We start from the raw sequence: 19,597 nt of genomic DNA on the forward strand, positions 1-19,597 counted from the left end.
GCGGTACGGGGGCCGGGGGCGGGGGCAGCGGTACGGGCGCCGGAGGCGGGGGCGGTGGGGGTGGCTCGTGCAGCTCGAACTCGCCGGTCGCGTGGGCCTTGAGCAGCGGCGGCCACTCCGGACAGCCGTCGGGCCGCAGCGTCTTGAGCCGGTCGCTGCCCGTCACCTTCCCCTCGCTGAGGTACCAGCCCGGGAGCCGCTCCACGGTCGCGACGCAGCGCGCCGAGCCGCCCGGTTCCAGGCTCGGGACGACGTCGCCGCCGGACGCACAGACGATGGCGGGCGGCTGGAGGACGGGGTCGGTGAGCCGGAGGTCGAACACCGTGCGGTCACCGGTGTTGGTCACGTCGTAGAAGACGGTGGCGCGGCCGAGGGTCAGGAACCGGTCCGGGGTTCCGGCGCCGGTCGTCACCGTCTCGGTCAGCTCCAGGTGCCCGCCGACGCCGGCGTATCCGGAACGGGCGGCGGCCCGGGACTCCGTGCCGAGGGAGGGAATGCGGCCGACGGCGGTGACGTCGGCGATCCAGGTGCCCGGCCGGGCGGTGGCCCACGCGGTGCAGGTCGCCGAGTCCAGGCCACGGAGCATCGGAAGGTGGTCGCCGCCGCCGGGGCAGCGGATGTCGGCGTCCGGGAGGCCCGGGTCGTTCACCCGCACGTCGTACAGGTCGGCCCCGGTGCGGTTGATGAGGCGGTACGTCTTCACCAGCGGGCGGCCCACGCGGATGCCGGGGCTGGTCGCCTCCGTACCCGGTCTGGTGTCGACGGCGACCCGGAGGTCCAGCCCCTCGGACCCGGCGCCGTCGGCGACGGCACGCTGCGCCGGTCCGCCGTAGGCGGCCATGAGCAGCGGCAACACGGCGGGAAGACGTGTCCCGAGGGCTCGCCAGCACCTCCCTAACAATCCTATGAACACACGAAAAGGACTAACAGGGCGGTCTGCGGGCGGGCTTCGGCACACGCCGGGCACCGGACGCAACCGTACGAAGATCACTCCGGTGGCCGCGCGACCGCTCAGCTGCCGGGCATCAGGCCCGCCGCGAGCGTGGCCCCCAGTTCCCAGCAGGCCTCGATGCCGGCCTTGCCCGGCTCACCGGTGACGGTCACCGGCTCGGCCGCCCGGCGCCAGCCGAGGCCGGTGGTGACGGAGTCGACGGCGCGGACGGCGCCGGTGACGTCGTTGCCGCCGTGCACGTAGTAGCCGAAGGGGCGGCCCCGGGTCTCGTCCAGGCAGGGGTAGTAGATCTGGTCGAAGAAGTGCTTGAGGGCGCCGGACATGTAACCGAGGTTGGCGGGCGTGCCGAGCAGGTAGCCGTCGGCTTCCAGCACGTCGGAGGCGGTGGCCGACAGGGCCGCCCGGCGTACGACGCGGACGCCCTCGATGTCCGGTGTCGTCGCGCCCGACACGACGGCCTCGAACAGGGCCTGGCAGTGCGGCGAGGGGGTGTGATGGACGATCAGCAGGGTAGGCACAAGCGGCACCCTGCCGTGCGTCCGCCACCCGTGGCAAACGGCGGGCGGGCCGCGGCGGCGTCGCGAGGGGCACGCCGCCGGGGGTGGCGGGAGGAGTCGTGGTGACCGAGGAGGACCACCGGACCGAGGAGGAGCGCCGGGCACCGGCCGCCGTGGTGTTCGACGCGCTGGGGCTGGACTACGAGCGGGCGTTCGCCGGCTCCGCACCGCACCGGGCGTCGCTCGGCCGGCTGCTGGAGCTGCTGGCGCCCGGCAGCAGGGTGCTGGACGTGGGCAGCGGGACGGGACGGCCGACCGCGGGGACACTGGCCGAGGCCGGTCACCGGGTGGTCGGCGTCGATGTCTCCCCGGTCATGGTCGAGCTGGCCGCCCGGCAGGTGCCCGGCGCCGAGTTCCGGCTCGCCGACATCCGAGAGGCGACGGTGCCGGAGGCCTCCTTCGACGCCGCGTGCGCCTACTTCTCGCTGCTCCAGATGACCCGCGCCGAACAGGCCGCGGTGGTGGCGAAGCTGGCCCGGGCGGTGCGGCCCGGCGGACTGGTCGCGCTGGCCACCGTGCCCCTGGACGTGGAGGACGTCGAGGGTGTCTTCATGGGTCAGCCGGTGCGGGTGACGAGCTTCGCCGCGGAGGCGTTCACCGGGCTGGTGTCCGGGGCGGGCCTGACGGTGCTGTCCGAGGAGCACGAGGTGTTCACCCCGGCCCATCCCGAGGCCGTGCCCGAGCCGCATCTGTTCGTCCTCGCCCGGCGTGCGGCGCGGTGACACGGCCCCCGGGCGGTGAGCCGTATTCCCGTTCGGCGTTGTCGGTGCCCTCGGTTACAGTGACGGCTCGGAACCGAAGGGGAGGCGACGGTGCAGGTCAGTGTGGGGACCGTGGGGGGCCGTGTGGTCGCGGCGGCGGCGCTCGCCGCACTGCTCGGCGGCTGCGCGGGCTCGGCGGACGGCGACGGCAAGAAGGCCGCGGGCGCCTCGGCGGACGCCGCGGGCGGGGCGGCCGGGGGCGCGGGTGCGAAGAGCCCGGCTGCGGCACGCGGCGGCACGGTCGGCGCGGCCGGCTCGGCCTGCGAACTGCCCGTCAGCTTCGCCCTCGCCAGGCACTGGAAGCCCGAGTCCGTCGACGCCGGCAAGGAGCTGTCCAAGTCCTCGAAGGGCGGGGAGGGCGAGGACGGCGACCTGAACGGGGCCCTCGCCGACGCCTTCCTCCGCCAGGGACCGGTCACCGCGGCCTGCGAGATCGACGCCAAGCCGGCCGGCAACATCGGCTTCCTGCGCGTGTGGACCGGCAAGCCCGGCGACACGGACACGGCCGGTGTGCTGCGCGCGTTCGTCGCCGCCGAGGACAACGTCAGCAAACCGAAGTACCACTCCTTCAAGACCGGCGGCGGCGTCGACGCCGTCGAGGTGGAGTACCTCTACACGAGCAAGCTCCTGGACGAGACCAAGAAGGAGAGCGCCTTCGCGGTCGCCACGCCCGACGGTCCGGTCGTCCTGCACCTCGGCGGCATGGACACCCAGGAGCACGAGGAGATGCGGCCCGCGTACGAACTCGCCAAGGCGACCCTCCGGCTGGCATGAGGCCGGCCGCCCCGCGCCCGCTCAGTCCGGTGCCGTGGACCGGCCCAGGTAGGTGAGCGGCCCGGCGTCCGCGACCGGGATGCGGTGGAAGCCGGTCCGGTCGTAGAACGCGCGGGCCTCGGTGTTCGCGGTCACCATGCCGAGGTGAACCGCCTGGACCCCCTGTCCGTGCAGGGCGTCCAGGAAGGTGCGCATCAGGCGGCGGCCGTAGCCCCGCCTCTGCCAGGCCGGCAGCAGGTCGATGTGCAGATGGGCCGGGTAGCCGGCGAGTTCGGGGACGAGCATCCGTTCCGGGTGGTGCAGGAGCCGGACCAGCTCCTCGGTGGGCGTCCGGGGCGGCCCGGCGGGCTCCGGATAACGGTCGGACAGCCGGGGGATCCAGTCCCGCCGGAAGTCCTCGACGAAACGTTCGGTGTCGGCGGTGCCGACGATGTACCCCACGGCCCGGCCCGTGCCGGCGTCCAGGACGAAGGCGAGGTCCGGGTCGAAGTGGCAGTACGGCTCGGCGAAGAGCGACGGCATGAGGCGCTGGTCGGGGTAGATCGCCCGGGAGTCGCCCCCCAGGTGCGCGGTGCGGACGCAGACGTCGGCCACGGCGTCGCGGTCGGCGGGGTGGTAGGGCCGTATCACGGCGCCCTGGGAAGAGCTCGGCATACAGGCATCCTGGCGGTTTGGGAGCGCTCCCACAAGGGTGGGGCCGCCGTGCCGGTACGGCGGCCCCACCCTTGTGACGGTTCAGTAGCGCAGGCGCCTGGCCCGCAGGAGCATGAACAGGCCGGACAGGGCGAGCAGCGTGCCGATCGCCCCGGGCCACAACCGGGCTCCCGTCTGCGCCAAGCCGCCCTGTGCGGCCTGGGATCCGGAGCGCGCGGACGACGGCGGAGCGAAGGCCGCCGCGGTGACCTGGCCGGGAGCGGAGGAGGCGGGCACAGAGGAGACCGGCGCGGAGGAGACGGCTGCGGAGGAGACGGGCGCGGACGGGGAAGGCGTCGGGCGGCCCGCTGCCGAACGAGCCGGCGTGACACGGGGACGGGCGGACTCGGCCGGTGCGGCCTTGTCGTCCGTGTCGTGCTTGGTGGTGCGGGCCGGTGCGGTCGTCGCGTCGTGGCGCGGTACCTCGGCGGACCGGGAGGCCGCGGGCGGCGCGGAGGCGGAGGCGCCGCTCCGGCCGGGCTGCCCGGCGGAACCGTCACCGGGCTGCGCACTGGAACCGTCGCCGGACTGCTGGGCACCGCCGTCGCCCGGCTGTTCGGTGGAACCGTCACCGGGGGCGGCGGAGCCCGGACTCGCGGTGGGAGCCGCGGTGGGAGCCGCCGTCGTACCGGAGCCGTCCCCGGCCGAGGGGCCGCAGGTGCGGCCCGTGTTGATGCAGTCGACCATCTCGCGCATCAGGTCCTCGTCGAAGACGTTGATGAAGTCGCCGTGGTCGGTGACGGGCTTGTGCAGCTGTTCCGGGAAGGAGTCCACCGCGAACAGCGGGACCGTCCGGCCGCCGTCCGCGAGGCTCGGCGCGTCGACGTCGTAGACGATGCGCTGGACCAGCTGGGGAATGGGCCGGAAGCCGGCCGGGCAGGAGCCGTCGACGGCGGTGAAGGCCACGTGGGTCCGGTGGTTGGCGCTGTCGATGTTGCGGCCGTCCCAGCAGCTCTGGAACCGGAAGGTGCGCACGACGTCGCTGCCCCGCGGGCACAGCGGGTACTTGTCCTTCAGCTGCCGGTCCTCGTAACCGGTGCAGCTCCAGGAGGCGTTGGCGTTGCCGGGGCCGTTGACGAAGGCCTTGGCGTCGCCGGTGATGATGCGCAGCAGGCGCGGCATGGCCGTGACCTGGCCGAGCGGGTTGCCGACGAAGGTCAGCGTCACCTGCTTGGGCGTCACGATCCGGCCCGCGTTGCCCTCCGTACCGCCGCCCGGCGCCCCGGCGTCCCGCTCCTGGGTGCCGTTCTGCAGGCGCAGCACCGGCCAGTAGTACGTGGACCTGTCACCCTGGTCCACGCAACTGGTGCCGGCCTGCGCCAGGTCATCGTCGCTCGCGAACGCGTTGTTCGCCTGGTTGCCCACGTAGTCGTGGAAGTGGTGGGCGCCGTTGGAGACGCCGGGGGCGACGATGACGTTGTCGGAGTTGAACAGGCCGTTCGCGTTGACCCCGCAGTCGGAGGTGAAGGTGCCGCGCGAGGCGCCGGCCTGCGGCGGCGGGGCCGGTGCGGCGGGCGGTACGGCGGTGATGTCCGCGTAGTCGGAGACGACGGGCCCGTTGCCGCCCTGCCCCGCGCCGCCCTGGCCCGTGCCGGTCTGCCCCTGCCCCGCGCCGGTCTGCCCTTGAGCGTCGCCGCCCTGCCCGCCGTCACCCGCCGGCGTGCCGGTGGCCTGGCCGGTGTCGCCGGGGCGCAGGGTGCAGGCGGCCAGGGAATCCAGGCCCTGCGGACGCTCCCCCGCCCGGTCGATGGCGTCGGCTATCCGCCCGATGGACGCCGACCGCTGCTCCTTCAACGGCTGCATGATCGTGGCGTCGAGGGAGCCGGCGTCCGGGCCGCCGGCCTGCTGGAGCTGTCGGTAGGCCGCCGCCGTCTGCTGGTCGAGGCGGGCGAGTTCACGGTCGACGTCCGCGCGGGCCGCGTCCGGTACGGCCGTCAGCCGGCCGCCGACGTCGGGGCAGTCGACGGTCGCCATGCCCGTGGACCGGACGTGCCCGGTGGTGTCCGTACCGGAACCGTCACCCCAGCCCTCGCTGGCCGAGGCATAGACGTTCGCCGCCACGAGCCCGGCGCCGCCCAGCATCAGGGAGACCGCGGCGAGGGTCGCGCGTCGTGCGCGGGTCGGGCGTCTGCGGCTGTTGCGTACCAAGGTCGTCCCCTGTGTGTGAGCACCGGTCGGGCATGGAGTTCCCCGGCTTCATACGGGAGCGGGAGTCACCGTGTTCAACGGAATCTCGAATTCACCGGGATCTCACAGGAAACCATGGCTCGCGCCCCTTCCCTGCCGAACGTCTCAGCGAACATCACGAATATGTATCGGACATTTCACACCTCAACCTTCACACGAGCCACACACGTTGGCTAGGTTGACGCGAGGCCGCCGCCCGGGTCTGTCCCGGCGAGCCGCTCAACTGCCCTGCGGGGCAAGGAAGGAGCACGTCTTCCATGGCGCCGGAGAGCCGCGACGAGGTTCGGCAGCGGATCGCATCCCTCTACGATCAGGCGGAGAACGACACCGGGAACTTCAACGCGACCCGGGCGATGGCCGCCCGCACACGGTCCCGTGGTGTCCCGCTGGCCAAGCGGACGGGCCGGCGTCCGGATCCGGGGCTCGAAGAGATCGCCCGGCAGTGGTTCGACGCGGCCCGCGCCAAGCTCGGCCCGACCGTCCCGGCCGCACTGCCCGCCGACCGGCTTCCCGACGTCCCCGTGACGTCCGGGCGTTCATGGGGCCGGACCGGCGGTCCGTCCGGGGGTGAGCGGGAGGTCCGGGCACTCCCCGCCGGCGGGGACGCCCTCGCCCTTCCGGGTGGGGAGCGGCCGGCCCTGCCGTCCGCCGAGCGGCCCGAGGCCCTTGAGCGGGGCGCCAGCGCGGTGGCCGAACTGACGGCCGGCTCACCGGCGGACCCGCCGGGCCGGCCCACGCAGGCCCCGCAGAGCGGGCAGTTCGCGCTGCCGGGTGCGACGGGCCCCGAACTGCCGGGGCATGCGGTGGCGTTGCCCGGCGCCGGTACGGCGGAACCGGGCGACTGGGGCACGCCCGGCCCGGTGAGCTACGCCGCCCTGCCGGCTGCTGCGGGGCCGGGCGCACCGGGAGCCGCCGCTCAGGCACCGTGGGCAACCGCGGTCCAGGGAGAACCGGGAGCCGCGGGCCCGTCGGCGACGGCGGCTCTGCTGCCGACGGGAGGTGCGGACCTTCCGCGGCCTGAGGCTCCGGGTCTGCTGCCGACGGGAGGTGCGGACCTTTTGCGGCCTGAGGCTCCGGGTCTGCTGCCGGGGGCAGCGATGCAGCTGCCGGGGGCAGCGTCGGCTCAGGTGGCGACGGGGGCTGCGCTGCCGATGGCGCACCCGGTCCCGGCGCCGACGGGAGCCCCGGTCGAGATAACGACGGGGGTTGCGGTGCCGCTGCCCACGACGGCCCCGACCCACGTGCCGGCGGGGGCCGCGGTGCAGCTGCCGGGGACAGCCACCGCTCAGGTGCCGGCGGGGGCCGCGGCGCAGTTGCCCAGGACGCTGCCCGGTACCGACGTGCCCGGACGCCTCTCCCCCACCGCCTCCAAGTCCGGCGCCCGGTGGAAACTGGGCAGGGCACGCGACCTGCTGTCCCTGGGGGCCGCTCGGACCAGCTTCCCCGGCATCGCGGTACAGCCGGAATGGGCGCCCGGGACCCAGGAGGTGCGGCAACCCGCCGTGGCCGAGGCCACGGGACAGTGGCGGCAGCCTCAGTGGACGGCGACGCCGGCCACGGACGCTCCGCCGGCCGCGCCCATCGCCTCCTTGACCGACACCGGTTCCCTCACCGCGCTCACCGCCCTCACCGACACCGGTTCCTACGCCGTCCCCGCCGCTGCCCCTGCCGCCGCACCCGCACCCGAGTCGCCGCGCGCCCTCCGGGCCGCGAAGGCCATCGCGTTCGCCCGGGCGCAGATCGGGAAGCCCTGTGTCTGGGGTGCGATGGGACCGGGCTCGTACGACTGCTCCAGCCTCACCCAGGCGGCCTGGCGGGCGGCCGGCGTCACGCTGCCGCGCGCGGCGCACGAGCAGGCGCTGGCCGGCACGCCGGTGACGCTCGCCGGTATCGAACCCGGTGACCTGGTCCTCTTCTTCGACGACGACCGGCACGTGGGCCTGCACGTCGGCGACGGCATGATGGTCCACGCCCCGGGGCCGGGGTCGTCCGTCCGCGAGGAGTCGGTCTACGGTGCCGGCGAGGCGGCCATCCACCGGATCGTCCGGCCGGCCTGACCGGGGTCAGCCGCGGCGTCGCCGGGCGCGCATGCTCTCGTAGTGGTCGAGAAGGGGTCTCCTCCACGGGGAGCTGTTGCCGACGCGGAACCGGATGCCGAGGTGTCTGCGATGTAGTCCTGGGTGAGGCCGAAGGCGGCACCCAGGACCCGGTCGGGTGCGGGACGTCTCATGGAACGACGTCATCGCCTCGGCCGCCCCGATCGTCGGCGATAAGGCACGACTGGGGGAGGCATAAGATCACCTTATGAGGTCATAGACCGGACCCGCGTACCAAGTAAGGTCTGCCTTAGTTTAGGCTTCGTGATCAGTCACCCATTCGCCTCGAAGGGAACCTGATCATGCCGCGCCCCCTGCGGGTAGCCATCGTCGGAGCCGGCCCCGCCGGGATCTACGCCGCCGACGCCCTGCTCAAATCCGAGGTGGCCGCCGACCCCGGTGTGTCCATCGACCTCTTCGAGCGAATGCCCGCCCCCTTCGGCCTGATCCGGTACGGCGTCGCGCCCGACCACCCTCGCATCAAGGGCATCATCACCGCCCTGCACCAGGTGCTCGACAAGCCGCAGGTCCGCCTGTTCGGCAACGTCGACTACCCGGCCGACATCAGCCTCGACGACCTGCGCGCCTTCTACGACGCGGTGATCTTCTCCACCGGCGCGACGGCCGACCGCGATCTGTCCATCCCCGGCATCGACCTGGACGGTTCCCACGGCGCCGCCGACTTCGTGTCCTGGTACGACGGCCACCCCGACGTGCCGCGCACCTGGCCCCTGGAGGCCGAGAAGGTCGCCGTGCTCGGCGTCGGCAACGTCGCCCTGGACGTCGCCCGCATCCTCGCCAAGACCGCCGACGAGCTGCTGCCGACCGAGATCCCGCCGAACGTCTACGACGGCCTGAAGTCCAACAAGGCCGTGGAGATCCACGTCTTCGGCCGCCGCGGTCCGGCGCAGGCGAAGTTCAGCCCGATGGAGCTGCGCGAGCTGGACCACTCCCCGAACATCGAGGTCATCGTCGACCCGGAGGACATCGACTACGACGAGGGCTCGATCGAGACCCGGCGCGGCAACAAGCAGGCCGACATGGTCGCGAAGACCCTGGAGAACTGGGCGATCCGGGACGTCGGCGACCGCCCGCACAAGCTGTTCCTGCACTTCTTCGAGTCGCCGGCCGAGATCCTCGGCGAGGACGGCAAGGTCGTCGGCCTGCGCACCGAACGCACCGCCCTGGACGGCACCGGCAACGTCAAGGGCACCGGCGAGTTCAAGGACTGGGACGTCACCGCCGTGTACCGCGCGGTCGGCTACCTCTCCGAGAAGCTGCCCAAGCTGCCCTGGGACCTCGACTCCGGCACCGTCCCGGACGAGGGCGGCCGGGTCATCGAGGAGGGCGGCGCCCACCTGCAGTCCACCTACGTCACCGGCTGGATCCGGCGCGGCCCCGTCGGCCTGATCGGGCACACCAAGGGCGACGCCAACGAGACGGTGGCCAACCTGCTGGCCGACCACGCGGGCGGCCGGCTGCACACCCCGTCGGCGCCCGAGCCGGAGGCCGTGGAGGCCTTCCTCGCCGAGCGGAACGTCCGCTTCACCACCTGGGAGGGCTGGTACAGGCTGGACGCCGCCGAGCGCGCCCTGGGCGAGCCGCAGGGCCGCGAGCGCGTGAAGATCGTCGAGCGTGCGGACATGCTGCGGGAGAGCGGGGCGTAGGCTCCCGCCTCCCCCTCGGGCCCCTGGGGGCCGGCGCCGGGTGCGCCGGCCCCCGCCGCCGTTCGGGTCTGCCGTTCGGGCCTGCCGTTCAGGCGCCTGTGCCGCGCGGGCGAACAGCTCGTGCAGCGGTACCGGTGCCGAGCAGGGCGACGGCGGCGCCCTCGGCCCCCGGGTCGTGGGACCTGACCCAGAGCGCATAGGTCGTGGACCGGAGGGTTTCCGCAAGCAGCAGATCGTGAGTGAGCGTGCGGCGATCTTGGCACGCGGCTCCTACAGGGGCTTGATTCCACGGCCGCTGTGCTGGTCAGAGGCATCCGGCTGGGCGTACTTGAAGACCTCGTCCACCAACGGTCCACGTGATCAGTGGGCGTAACACGCAATCTCCCCCTAGCCTGGGGCGCGCCCTGCCCCGGGACCTGGGCCCGCACTGGCTGACCTACTTCGAGGTGGCCTGCCTGGACGACGTGCTGGACCGTCTCGCCCGCCTCGGCGGCCAGGTCCTCGTACCGGCCCACGACGGGGCCCACGGCCGTTGGCCCGGGTGACGGACCCGGACGGCACGCGGTTCGCGCTGCTCCAGCGCCCCCGCCGACGTCCGGGCCTCCAGATGGTGGCCAGCCGTTGAAGGGGCCGGCCGGCATGCGTACGACCGCGGGTGCACCGGCTGGCCGACTCCATCGGCAGCGGCGGCATGGACCGGGTGGTGCGGGACGCAGGGACGTACGCCGTGGCCTCAGGAGCCGGTCCGCTTCTCGATCCGCTCCAGGGCCTGTCCCAGGTATTGCGCGAAGCGCGGGTGGTTCTCGCTCATCGGGAAGTGGCCGATCTCCTTCATCTCGATGAACTCCGCTCCGCGGATGGCCTCCGCGGTCCGGCGCCCGTCCTCGGGGGTGGTGAGGTAGTCGTACTCGCCGGTCAGCATGATCACGGGACACCGGTCGCCGTCGATGTCGTCCAGCCGGTCCCTCAGATCGTGGTCGACGGAGTAGAAGTACAGGTCGCCCTTGAACGCCTCCGATCCCTGGGTGTAGTAGAACCAGGTGGCCCAGCGGTCCTGCTCCGGGGACTGCGGTGCCATGAGGTCCCACACGCCGCTGGCGCACACCTGGGCGGCATTGGCGTGGGGATGCTGCCACCAGTCGAGGTAGAAGCCGGGTGAGTAGTCCGCGCCCTCGACGGGGATCACCGCTTTGAACCGGTCCGGGTGCCGCAGGGCGAGTTGCAGGGCCACGTTCCCCCCGAACGACGACCCCATGAAGATCGGGTCCTGCAGCTCGAGGGCGTCGCAGAAGGCGACGATGAAGGACGTGAAGTGGTCCGCGGTGAGCCGGTACTCCTCCTTCCACCACTCCTGGTTCGACGGCGGGTCCGACTTGCCGTGCCGGGGGAGGTCGTAGGCGATCACCCGATAGCGGCCAGTGATCTCCTCGTCCTCAAGGAGGCCCCGCCACTGGTGGTTGTGACAGCCCGCGGTGTGCTGGCACACCAGAGGCGTGCCCTGCCCGTTCTCCAGGTAGAACACCTTGTACTGTGCGTCCTCCACGTCGACGGTGACGTAGTGGCCGGTGACCGGAGAGATCCTGCCGCTGACCATGGGAAGCTCCTATGTCTCACGAGAGGATGGGGCGGGCCCGGCCTCGTCCGCCGGACCGAGGGGGCCCGTGACGCGCAGCAGCTCCAGCTGCCGGGTCACGCAGCGCAGGTTCTGCATGAGCACGAGCAGGTCGCCCTCCAGGCGCATGCCCCGCCGGAACGTGGCCGCCCAGATGCCGTGGCACATCGGCGGAGGCGTCTCCTGGCAGAAACCCTGCCATGTCTCCGCGTCCGCGCGGATCGCGAAGTCGTAGGCCGCCAACGGCTCGGGGTCGGTGACCAGTTCCTCCACCTTTCCCTTGTGCATCCGCACGAGGAACCGGTGGGGGGCCATGTCCAGCAGGAAGCTGCACGAGTAGTACGTGCCGTGAGCCCGCAGTTCCGGATCGTCGTCGCTCAGCCGGCGGAACTCCTCCGCCGCGTCGGTCGTCGTCGCTGATGTCATGTGCCACCTCGAGACGTGTCGCCGCTGCCGTACACCGGGGCACCGGCACGGTGACCGGCCGGTCGCCGCACGGCGCGGCCGACGACCGCTTCCCGGCCTCGCTCCTTCCAGCCTGGGCGTCCTGTCGGCCACCTGCAATCCGGGTGCGCGCCCGCCCCGGAGCCGTCGCATGGCGCAGTGACGACGCCGGGGATCCTCTCCTCGGGGTGAGCGGGGTCCCGGCTCACTGCCGGGGAGGCGACGGGAACGCGTACTCGGCCCGGACGGTCCCGCCCGGTCCGTCCGGGCGCGCGTGCGCAGGACCAGCGGGCCGCGAGGTGCGACACCAGGAGCAGCCCGCGGCCGGCCTACTCGGCGCCGGCGACACCCTCCGGAACCGCGGTACGGCGGGGAAGGCGTTCGGTGCGGGTGTCGGTCACCTCGACGCGCACGACCCGGCCGCCGGGCGCGGCGTGGAGGCGGAGGTGGAAGTCCCGGCCGGGGACGTGCCCGGGCTGCACGGCGTTCGCGGTGAGCTCCGCGACGATCAGCACGATCGCGTCGTGGGGACCGGTGCCGCACGGGATGCCCCACGCGTCCAGGCGGACGGCCGCCTGGCGGCGGGCGAGACGGGCTCCGCGGGGCGTGGAGGTGAAGCACATCGCGAAGGAACGGTCCGGCTCCGGGGCGAGGGTGAGCGCGGCGCTCAACGGTGTGTCCTGGTCAGGGCCTGATTCAGGCTGGCTGACCGACGAGTGCCCCCGGCAGGATTCGAACCTGCGCACACGGCTCCGACAGCCGTGCGGGCCTGTGGACGACCGCCGCGGCCGGCCCCCGGGCCTGTGGACACTCGGGGCCGGCTGCGGGTCCGTACGGCGGGAATCCCCAAGCTGCCTCGGGGGCGGCCCTGTTAGGGTCCTGCGGTGTTCTCGCTGTCCGAACCCGCGTTCTTCACCCGCCTGCGCGAGGCCCGTCGCGTGCTGGTCGCCGGCGCCGGCGGCGGCTTCGACGTCTACGCCGGACTCCCCCTGGCCCTCGCGCTGCGCTCGGCCGGCAAGGAGGTGCACCTGGCCAGTCTGTCCTTCGCCGACCTGTACGGCCTGGGCCCGGACAGCCGGGTCGCGGAGGACGTCGCCGCCGTCCGGGCCGACACCCCGCTGCGCGGCGACTACTTCCCCGAGCGCTCGCTCGCACAGTGGCTGCGCGCACAGGGCCTGCCCGAGACCGTGTACGCCTTCCCCCTCACCGGTGTCGGGCCGCTGCGCGCCGCCTACCGGGCGCTCCTCGCGCACCTCGGCGGGGTGGACGCGATCGTGCTGGTGGACGGCGGCACGGACATCCTGATGCGCGGGGACGAGCACGGACTCGGAACTCCGGAGGAGGACATGGCGAGCCTGGCCGCCGTCGCCGGTCTCGACGAGGTGCCGGACCGGCTGGTGGCCTGCCTGGGCTTCGGTGTGGACGCCCATCACGGCGTCAACCACTCCCTGGTGCTGGAGAACCTGGCCGCGCTGGACCGCGCGGGCGGTTACCTGGGCGCGTTCTCGCTCCCGCGCGACAGTCCCGAGGGGACCGCCTACCTGGACGCCGTGGACCACGCCCAGCGCTGCCACGGGAGCCGTCCCAGCATCGTGCACGGGTCCGTCGCCGCGGCGGTGCGGGGCGCCTTCGGCGACGTGCGGTTCACCGAACGCACCCGCGGCAGCGAACTGTTCGTCAACCCGCTGATGGCGCTGTACTTCTGCGTGGACCTGCCCGCGCTGGCGCAGGCCAACCTGTACCTGGACCGGCTGGCGGACACGGTGCTGATGCGCCAGATCAGCACCGCCGTCAGCGCGTTCCGGGACGAGCTGCCCCGGCAGCGGCCGCCCCGCGTGTTCCCGCACTGACCGCTGACCGCCGGCCGGCCGGGACGGCGGCGGACCGGAACACCGCGAACGGAGCGGTCACCGTCCGTCCGCACGGCCCGGAACCGGCCGGCTGCGGGCGAGGTCGCGGCCCCCCACCACGGCCAGGGCCACGGTCAGCGCGGCCAGGGCCGCCGTCTGGCCGAGGCCGCCGCCGAGCAGCGCACCGGCTCCGGGAACGTGCAGCCAGGGATAGAGGGCCGCGATCCGGACCGCGAGGAGGAGCAGGCCGAGCGCGGCCAGGGCGAGGCCGGCCCCGGGGGTCGCACGGTCGGTCCTCCGGGCGCGCCACAGCAGCCAGCCGAGGGCGCCCACGACGAATCCGGTGGCGGGCGCCCAGACCAGGTCCGCGACGCCCGGCAGCAGCACCGTTGACCCGCCGGTCACCACGCACGCGGCCAGGAGCACCAGTCCCGGCGAGCCCACGGGCAGGCGGGCCGCGGGTGCGTCCCGGTGGTAGGCGGCGCACAGGGCGAGCGCCGGCAGCCAGGCCAGCAGTGCCGCCGACGTCTCGTACCACGGCAGCCCCGGTGCCATGCCGTCCCCGGCCGGCGGGCCCATCGCACGGACGAGGGGCCACAGGGCCGGCAGGGCCGCGCCGAGCGCGGCGTAGCGGGCCGGGCGGCGGCGGTCGTGCAGGAGCGCGAAGTAGGCCACCGGCCACAGCAGGGGCAGCGTCCAGGTCAGCACGGCGGCGACCGTCTCGGTCGTACCCCGGCCGGTGAACCCGGTGAGGAACATGTGCCGCCCGCTCGGCCCGTGGGTGAACGACCAGGTCAGCTGCAGGACCGGGCCGACGATCGCGCAGGCCGCCTGGAGCAGCAGGGCGGACAGGGCGAAGAGGCGGACGGCGGAGCCGAGGAGGGCGTACCGCCGGGGTGCGCCGGGGGCGCCGAGCCGGCAGCGCACGGCGAGCGCGGCGATGCTGGCCACCTCGCCGAACGTGGGCCGGCTCTGGTCCTGAAGGTCGCGGTCGACGTCCCACAGGTACGTCTCGACCATCTCCTCCTCCCGGTCGCGCCGGTAGGAGGCGGGGAGCAGGCGCAGGACGGTGCGGTAGCGGGTCTCCAGCAGCGTGGTCACGCGAAGCCTCCCGCGAGTCCGGGCGTGGTCGGGGGTTCGAGGCCGGCCTGGCCGCCGGTGGTGGGGCGGGCCGGGGCGCCGGCGCGGCCCGCGGCGATGCGCCGCTTGGCGGCCCCGGCGCCCGCGGCCATCCGCTCGGCCTCGGCGTCGAGGGCCGCCACGCCCTCGTCGGTGAGCCGGTAGTAGCGCCGCAGCCGGCCCTGCTGCACTTCCTCCCGGTCCAGCACGATCAGGCCGTCCGCGGTGAGCCGGTCCAGCACGCCGTACAGCGTGCCGACCCGCAGCTGCACCTCACCGTCGGAGAGGTCCTCCACCTCGCGCAGGATGCCGTAGCCGTGCCGCGGCTGGTCGGCGAGCGCCGTGAGGACGAAGAACGCCGCCCGGGTCATGCCCTTCGCTGTCATGCGGCCAGGATATATAGGCCGCCGATATATATCGAGAGGAGGGGGGCGGTGGCGCGCCGGGGCGGGGCGAACGGGGGCCGCCTCTGAGCGGACGGGACGGACCCCGATCGCCGGACATTCCGGGCGCCGTACGGGGCTGCCGGGCACGGGTGAACCGCGGTCGCCCGACGCGCGCCGCGCACACCCCGGGCGTACGGCACACACCCCGTGCGCCGGTCGCGCCCCCGGACGACGCGCGGGGCCGGGCCCCGGCCACCGTATCCCGCCGCCGAACGGTGATACTGGGTGGCACACCCGCCCCCATCAGCAGATTGGCTCATGTCGAACTCCGCCAGCGACCACGCCACCATCCCTCAGACCCTCTGGGCGGCCCGGGGCCGTCACACCGGTCCCGCACCCGAGGAGGCCGTCCGCCGCACCCTGCGCCGGCACAAGAACAGCGGGGACATCGACGACTTCGCCGAACCGCCGGCCGAGGACCCGGACCTGCGGGTCTTCGAGGCCCGCTGGCGGGCCGGGGGCACGGTGGCCGTGCGGGCCCGGCTCACCCTCGTACCGCACCAGGGCCGGCCGCAGGGCCACGAGTGGCGGCTGGTCGCGGAGGCGGAACGGCCGTGGGACGACGCGTGGCCCTCGCCGGCGACCCTGTTCTGGCCGGAGGGCGGCTCGGACGAGGGCGAGGACGGTGCCTGGGACCACCACCCCACGGTCCCCGGTCTGCGCCTGCGGCAGGTCAACGCGCTGCCCGACGACGACAAGGAGATGCGGCGCCGGCTGCGGGACGCGGCCCGCCAGGCGTGGTGCGTGCACGTCGTCGTGCACGAGGCGATGACGCCGGACGAGCGGGGCCGGCTGCCGCTGGCCCGGCTGCTGCCGCCCGGGCTGCGGCACCGCGTGGTGGAGCACCGGGCCGCCCCGCAGCAGCTGCGCGCGGTCAACTGGGCGCTGAAGGACCTCGGTGTGGAGGTGCCGCGCGGCGGCGCCGTGCTGCTGCCGCCGGATCCGGCCCCGGAGGACTACGACGGCCGGGAGCACAGCGTACGCAACGTTTTCCTGGACGGCTCGGAACCGGCCGAACTCATCGCGGCGCTGCGGCACTTCGCCGCCCTGCCCCGGCCGCTGCCGCAGGGCGCCGAGGAGGCGCTGGCCGACCTGCGGGACAACTGGACCCTGCTGACCCTCCAGGAGGAGCTGGAGCGCCAGCGGCGGCTGGTCGCCATGTACGCCGAGGCGCTGGAGGCGATGACGAGGTCCCGGGACCTGTACAAGCAGGCCGCCGAGCAGGCACTGGAGGCCCTGGCCGCCTACCGTGACGTGCCCGTGTCCGCCCTGCCCCAGCAGCGGCCCGCCGCGCGGACCCCGGGGGCGCTGCAGCAGCTGACGCGGACGTTCGAGAAGCTGAGGCTGACGGCCAGGGGGCGGCCGCAGCCGGAGCCCGCCGCGGACGCCTCGCCGAACGGCACCGCGCGGGAGACGGACGCCGCCGAGGACACCGAGGGCGCCGGCGACCGGTCGTCGTAGGCGCACGACCAGGACGAGGAGCCGGGATGGACACGACCACGACCCTACTGGTGATCGCCGCCGTCGTGGCGGCGGCGTTGCTCGCCGTCGCGGTGGGTCTGCTGGTACGGCTGGTGCGGGCGCGGCGGACCCTGCGGCGGGCCGGGCTGCCGACGGGACCGCGGTGGGTGTTCTGGGGCGCGGTCGCGTATCTGCTGCTGCCCACCGATCTGCTGCCCGACCCCGTCTACCTGGACGACATCGGCGTTCTGCTCCTGGCCCTGCGCAGCCTGCGCACCGCCGGGCCGCTGCCACGGGAGACGGGCGGGTCCTGACCGACCGGCCCTGACGTGCGTTCCGCGCGTCCCGTGGCGCATTCTTGCTGTGTCATCCACCCGGAGGCGCACGGGACGAGGTAGGGCCGATGGCTGGGAGCGACGAGCAGGCCGTCCGCAGGGGGGCCCGGCTGACCGCGCTGCTGGCCGACGCCTCGACCGGCGCCCTCACCGCGGGCGGCGGTCGGGTGGCGGGTGTGTACCTGCGCTCCGGCATCCCCGGCCTGCTGCGCCTCGCCGTGCTCGTGGGACTGCCCGGCCCGCTGTTCAAGCCCTGGTGGCGGCTGCACGTCGACCGTCCGTTCCCGGTCGCCGACGCCTACCGGCTCGGCGTGCAGGTGATCCTCCCGAACGCCATCGAGACCATGCGCCGCTATCCGCAGTTCGCGGCCGGGCTGCCCTTCCCGTTCGGGTCCGTGCACGTGCCGGTGCCGGGCGGGACCGAGCCGCTCGGCGTGCTGACCGTGCTGCACCCGGCGGTGGCGGACAGCGTGGACGAACTCCTCGACCGCGACGTGCTCGCCCGGCTGGCCGACGCCCTGGGCGCCGAGCTGCTCTGCCTGACCGACGGCAACGCGAACGCGGTGTCCTGGGACGCGGAGCCGCTCTGCCTGCGGCCGCCGCCCGCGAGCCCGCCCGCGCAGGCGGCCGTGGGACGGTTCAGCTGGGACCCGGCGACCTCCGCGGTCCACGCCGACGACCGGCTGCACGCCCTCCTCGGGCTGCGCCCCGGCGAGTTCGCGGGGACGGCGGCGGCGCTCGCGGACGCCGTGGCCCCGCTGGACGCGCACCGGGTCCTGGCCGCGCTGCGCGAAGCCGCCGCCGGGAAACCGCCGGGCGCACTGCTCAGCCTGCGCGCCCGGGACGGCACACCGCGGCTGATGGACCTGTGGCCGGCCGGCACCGGCGGGGTCGGTCCGGGGGTCGGCGGGATGGTGTTCGACCTCGGAACGTCCGCCTCCGCGGACGGCGCGGCCGACCTGCTGCCGCAGGGTGTGTTCTGCCTGGACCGGCTGGGGCTGATCGTGTACGTCAACCCGGCCGCGGCCCGGCTGGCGGGCCGGCCGCGGGAGGCGCTGCTCGGGCGGCCGCTGTGGGAGGCGCTGCCCTGGCTGACCGGTCCGCCCTACGACGACCACCTGCGCGGTGCGCTGCTCTCTCCCGAGCCGGTGCACTTCCACGCCCGGCGGCCGGCCGGGGGCCGGGAGGAACCCGCCGAGGGCGACTGGCTCGCCGTGTCGGTGCACCCCGGCCCCGACCTGCTGACCTGCACACTCGTCCCGGCCATCCGCATGGACACCACCCGGGAGGCGGTTCCGGCGCCGCACGTCGTGCGGGACCCGGCGGCCCGCGGTCACGCGATGGCGCCGCTGTACCGGCCGATCGCGCTGGCCATCGCGCTGACGGACGCGGTGACCGCCCGGCAGGTGTCGGAGGTGGTGATGCAGGAGCTGCTGCCCGCGTTCGGCGGCCGGCAGCTGGCGATCTACCTGCTCCAGGACCGCCATCTGTACCTGGCCTGGGAGACCGGGTTCCCGCAGGGCTTCCTCGCCCCGTTCGAAGGCGTCGGCCTCGATGCCCGCCTGCCCGGGGTGGAGACCCTGACCACCGGCCGGCCGCTGTTCTTCGAGTCCATGGAGCAGATCGCGGCGGCCTATCCGGGCATCGCGCTCGACGCGGACGAGGGGGCGCGGGCCTTCCTGCCGCTGATCGCCTCGGGCCGGCCGGTCGGCTCCTGCATCCTCGGCTTCGACTGCTCGCGCAGCTTCAGCACGGAGGAGCGTACGGTCCTCACCGCGCTCGCCGGGCTGATCGCGCACGCGATGGAGCGGGCCCGCCGGTACGACGACGAGGCGGCCCTCGCCCGCGGACTGCAGCAGGCGCTGCTGCCGCGGCGGCTGTCGGCACACCCGCGGGTGGAGACCGCGGGCCGCTACCTGCCGGGCACCCAGGGCATGGACGTGGGCGGCGACTGGTACGACGTGGTGGAGGCCGGGGACGGGCTCGCCCTGGTCATCGGCGATGTGCAGGGGCACGGGGTGCAGGCGGCGGCCACCATGGGCCAGCTGCGCAGCGCGGTCCGCGCGTTCGCACTGGGCGACCGGCCGCCGGACGAGGTGCTGAGCGGCACCAACCACCTGCTGATCGACCTGGACCCCGGCCAGTTCGCCAGCTGCTGCTACCTGCGGCTGGACCCCTCGACCGGCCGGGCCCGGATCGCCCGGGCCGGCCATCTCCCGCCGCTGCTGCGGGCCCCCGACGGCAGCACCCGGCCGCTGGACATACCCGGGGGTGTCGTCCTCGGGGTGGACCCGCACGCCCGGTACCCGGTGACCGGGCTGCTGCTGGAGCCGGACGCGATCCTCGCCCTGTACACCGACGGCCTGGTGGAGCGGCCCGGCGCCGACATCGACGAGGGCATCGCGGCGCTGCGCCGGGCGCTCGCCGGGGCCGGCGCCGCCACCGGCCGGCGCGGCGGGCGGTCCCTGGCCTCGGTCGCCGACCGGCTCACGGCCACCGCCCGGCACGCCACCGACCGCCCCGACGACGTCGCCCTCCTCCTCGCCGCCCGGCGCGCGGTCCGGGACCCCGGGCCCGACCGCGCCGGCCCGGCGCGCTCCGGTCGCCGAAGGCGGCTCGGGTGACGGTCTCGCCTGAAGGCGT

At 74.3% G+C, this 19,597-nt stretch carries 17 protein-coding genes and 1 pseudogene; 9 read left to right on the forward strand and 9 right to left on the reverse strand.

Features of this window, described 5'->3' with window-relative positions; all coding sequences use genetic code 11:
* Both IG05_RS0136260 and IG05_RS0136265 read right to left on the reverse strand, forming a co-directional pair.
* A pseudogene (locus tag IG05_RS0136260) lies at window positions 1-856 on the reverse strand (hypothetical protein); the annotation flags it as partial.
* 155 nt (window positions 857-1,011) lie between these two features.
* A complete protein-coding gene (locus IG05_RS0136265; protein WP_030348353.1) occupies window positions 1,012-1,470 on the reverse strand; it encodes a flavodoxin family protein in 459 nt (152 codons plus the stop codon).
* A gap of 101 nt (window positions 1,471-1,571) precedes the next feature.
* Between IG05_RS0136265 and IG05_RS0136270 the strand changes: the two genes are divergently transcribed.
* Window positions 1,572-2,231: a class I SAM-dependent methyltransferase gene (locus IG05_RS0136270; protein WP_051790641.1), complete on the forward strand. Its 660-nt coding sequence runs from the start codon at window positions 1,572-1,574 to the stop codon at window positions 2,229-2,231.
* A 90-nt stretch (window positions 2,232-2,321) separates the two neighbouring features.
* Window positions 2,322-3,044 (forward strand): lipoprotein, encoded by a 723-nt coding sequence (locus tag IG05_RS0136275; protein WP_030348355.1) that lies wholly within the window; start codon window positions 2,322-2,324, stop codon window positions 3,042-3,044.
* A gap of 21 nt (window positions 3,045-3,065) precedes the next feature.
* On the opposite strand, the gene IG05_RS0136280 is transcribed toward IG05_RS0136275, so the two are convergent.
* Together IG05_RS0136280 and IG05_RS0136285 are read right to left on the reverse strand one after the other, a co-directional pair.
* Complete coding sequence (locus tag IG05_RS0136280) at window positions 3,066-3,698, reverse strand: GNAT family N-acetyltransferase (RefSeq protein WP_030348356.1); 633 nt, start codon at window positions 3,696-3,698, stop codon at window positions 3,066-3,068.
* A gap of 81 nt (window positions 3,699-3,779) precedes the next feature.
* Entirely contained in the window at window positions 3,780-5,819 is a 2,040-nt protein-coding gene (locus IG05_RS0136285) for a DUF1996 domain-containing protein (protein WP_030348357.1), read from the reverse strand.
* A gap of 362 nt (window positions 5,820-6,181) precedes the next feature.
* On the opposite strand from IG05_RS0136285, the gene IG05_RS49645 reads away from it, so the two are divergent.
* The 3 genes from IG05_RS49645 to IG05_RS0136300 all read left to right on the forward strand — a co-directional run bounded on the left by IG05_RS49645 (window position 6,182) and on the right by IG05_RS0136300 (window position 10,232).
* Window positions 6,182-7,981 carry a C40 family peptidase gene (locus IG05_RS49645; protein WP_051790643.1) on the forward strand — a complete coding sequence of 600 codons (1,800 nt, stop codon included), beginning with the start codon at window positions 6,182-6,184 and terminating at the stop codon, window positions 7,979-7,981.
* Window positions 7,982-8,322: 341 nt separating this feature from the next.
* Window positions 8,323-9,687: an FAD-dependent oxidoreductase gene (locus IG05_RS0136295; RefSeq protein WP_030348359.1), complete on the forward strand. Its 1,365-nt coding sequence runs from the start codon at window positions 8,323-8,325 to the stop codon at window positions 9,685-9,687.
* A gap of 356 nt (window positions 9,688-10,043) precedes the next feature.
* Window positions 10,044-10,232: a hypothetical protein gene (locus IG05_RS0136300; protein ID WP_030348360.1), complete on the forward strand. Its 189-nt coding sequence runs from the start codon at window positions 10,044-10,046 to the stop codon at window positions 10,230-10,232.
* A gap of 188 nt (window positions 10,233-10,420) precedes the next feature.
* Here IG05_RS0136300 and IG05_RS0136305 read toward each other — a convergent pair whose 3' ends face one another.
* From IG05_RS0136305 to IG05_RS42795, 3 genes are all read right to left on the reverse strand, one after another.
* Entirely contained in the window at window positions 10,421-11,281 is an 861-nt protein-coding gene (locus tag IG05_RS0136305; protein ID WP_030348361.1) for an alpha/beta fold hydrolase, read from the reverse strand.
* Window positions 11,282-11,290: 9 nt separating this feature from the next.
* Entirely contained in the window at window positions 11,291-11,725 is a 435-nt protein-coding gene (locus tag IG05_RS0136310; RefSeq protein WP_030348362.1) for a hypothetical protein, read from the reverse strand.
* A gap of 347 nt (window positions 11,726-12,072) precedes the next feature.
* Window positions 12,073-12,414 (reverse strand): ATP-binding protein, encoded by a 342-nt coding sequence (locus IG05_RS42795; RefSeq protein ID WP_324605043.1) that lies wholly within the window; start codon window positions 12,412-12,414, stop codon window positions 12,073-12,075.
* 213 nt (window positions 12,415-12,627) lie between these two features.
* On the opposite strand from IG05_RS42795, the gene IG05_RS0136320 reads away from it, so the two are divergent.
* Window positions 12,628-13,593, forward strand: a complete 966-nt coding sequence (locus IG05_RS0136320) for a DUF1152 domain-containing protein (RefSeq protein ID WP_030348363.1) — start codon at window positions 12,628-12,630, stop codon at window positions 13,591-13,593.
* 57 nt (window positions 13,594-13,650) lie between these two features.
* Here IG05_RS0136320 and IG05_RS0136325 read toward each other — a convergent pair whose 3' ends face one another.
* Window positions 13,651-14,694 carry a hypothetical protein gene (locus IG05_RS0136325; RefSeq protein ID WP_030348364.1) on the reverse strand — a complete coding sequence of 348 codons (1,044 nt, stop codon included), beginning with the start codon at window positions 14,692-14,694 and terminating at the stop codon, window positions 13,651-13,653.
* Window positions 14,691-15,083, reverse strand: coding sequence for a PadR family transcriptional regulator (locus IG05_RS0136330; RefSeq protein WP_030348365.1), 393 nt, complete (start codon window positions 15,081-15,083; stop codon window positions 14,691-14,693). Before IG05_RS0136330 ends, IG05_RS0136325 begins: the two co-directional genes overlap by 4 nt.
* Before the next feature lie 333 nt (window positions 15,084-15,416).
* Between IG05_RS0136330 and IG05_RS0136335 the strand changes: the two genes are divergently transcribed.
* The 3 genes from IG05_RS0136335 (at window position 15,417) to IG05_RS0136345 (ending at window position 19,578) form a co-directional block, all read left to right on the forward strand.
* Entirely contained in the window at window positions 15,417-16,619 is a 1,203-nt protein-coding gene (locus tag IG05_RS0136335) for a hypothetical protein (RefSeq protein WP_030348366.1), read from the forward strand.
* 26 nt (window positions 16,620-16,645) lie between these two features.
* A complete protein-coding gene (locus tag IG05_RS0136340) occupies window positions 16,646-16,933 on the forward strand; it encodes a DUF1232 domain-containing protein (RefSeq protein WP_030348367.1) in 288 nt (95 codons plus the stop codon).
* 89 nt (window positions 16,934-17,022) lie between these two features.
* The gene (locus IG05_RS0136345) at window positions 17,023-19,578 is read left to right on the forward strand and encodes a SpoIIE family protein phosphatase (RefSeq protein ID WP_051790645.1); all 2,556 of its coding nucleotides are present in this window, start codon (window positions 17,023-17,025) and stop codon (window positions 19,576-19,578) included.
* The last annotated feature ends 19 nt before the right edge of the window (window positions 19,579-19,597 follow it).

It is taken from the genome of Streptomyces sp. NRRL S-1022, assembly GCF_000720135.1.
In the GTDB taxonomy this organism is placed as follows: Bacteria; Actinomycetota; Actinomycetes; order Streptomycetales; family Streptomycetaceae; genus Streptomyces.

What these genes read in the sequence shown, in the direction of transcription:
- IG05_RS0136280 (WP_030348356.1), bottom strand. Translation starts at nt 3,698, where the DNA reads ATGCCGAGCTCTTCCCAGGGCGCCGTGATACGGCCCTACCACCCCGCC.
- IG05_RS0136285 (WP_030348357.1), bottom strand. Translation starts at nt 5,819, where the DNA reads ATGCTGGGCGGCGCCGGGCTCGTGGCGGCGAACGTCTATGCCTCGGCC.
- IG05_RS49645 (WP_051790643.1), top strand. Translation starts at nt 6,182, where the DNA reads ATGGCGCCGGAGAGCCGCGACGAGGTTCGGCAGCGGATCGCATCCCTC.
- IG05_RS0136295 (WP_030348359.1), top strand. Translation starts at nt 8,323, where the DNA reads ATGCCGCGCCCCCTGCGGGTAGCCATCGTCGGAGCCGGCCCCGCCGGG.
- IG05_RS0136305 (WP_030348361.1), bottom strand. Translation starts at nt 11,281, where the DNA reads ATGGTCAGCGGCAGGATCTCTCCGGTCACCGGCCACTACGTCACCGTC.
- IG05_RS0136310 (WP_030348362.1), bottom strand. Translation starts at nt 11,725, where the DNA reads ATGACATCAGCGACGACGACCGACGCGGCGGAGGAGTTCCGCCGGCTG.
- IG05_RS0136330 (WP_030348365.1), bottom strand. Translation starts at nt 15,083, where the DNA reads ATGACCCGGGCGGCGTTCTTCGTCCTCACGGCGCTCGCCGACCAGCCG.
- IG05_RS0136335 (WP_030348366.1), top strand. Translation starts at nt 15,417, where the DNA reads ATGTCGAACTCCGCCAGCGACCACGCCACCATCCCTCAGACCCTCTGG.
- IG05_RS0136340 (WP_030348367.1), top strand. Translation starts at nt 16,646, where the DNA reads ATGGACACGACCACGACCCTACTGGTGATCGCCGCCGTCGTGGCGGCG.
- IG05_RS0136345 (WP_051790645.1), top strand. Translation starts at nt 17,023, where the DNA reads ATGGCTGGGAGCGACGAGCAGGCCGTCCGCAGGGGGGCCCGGCTGACC.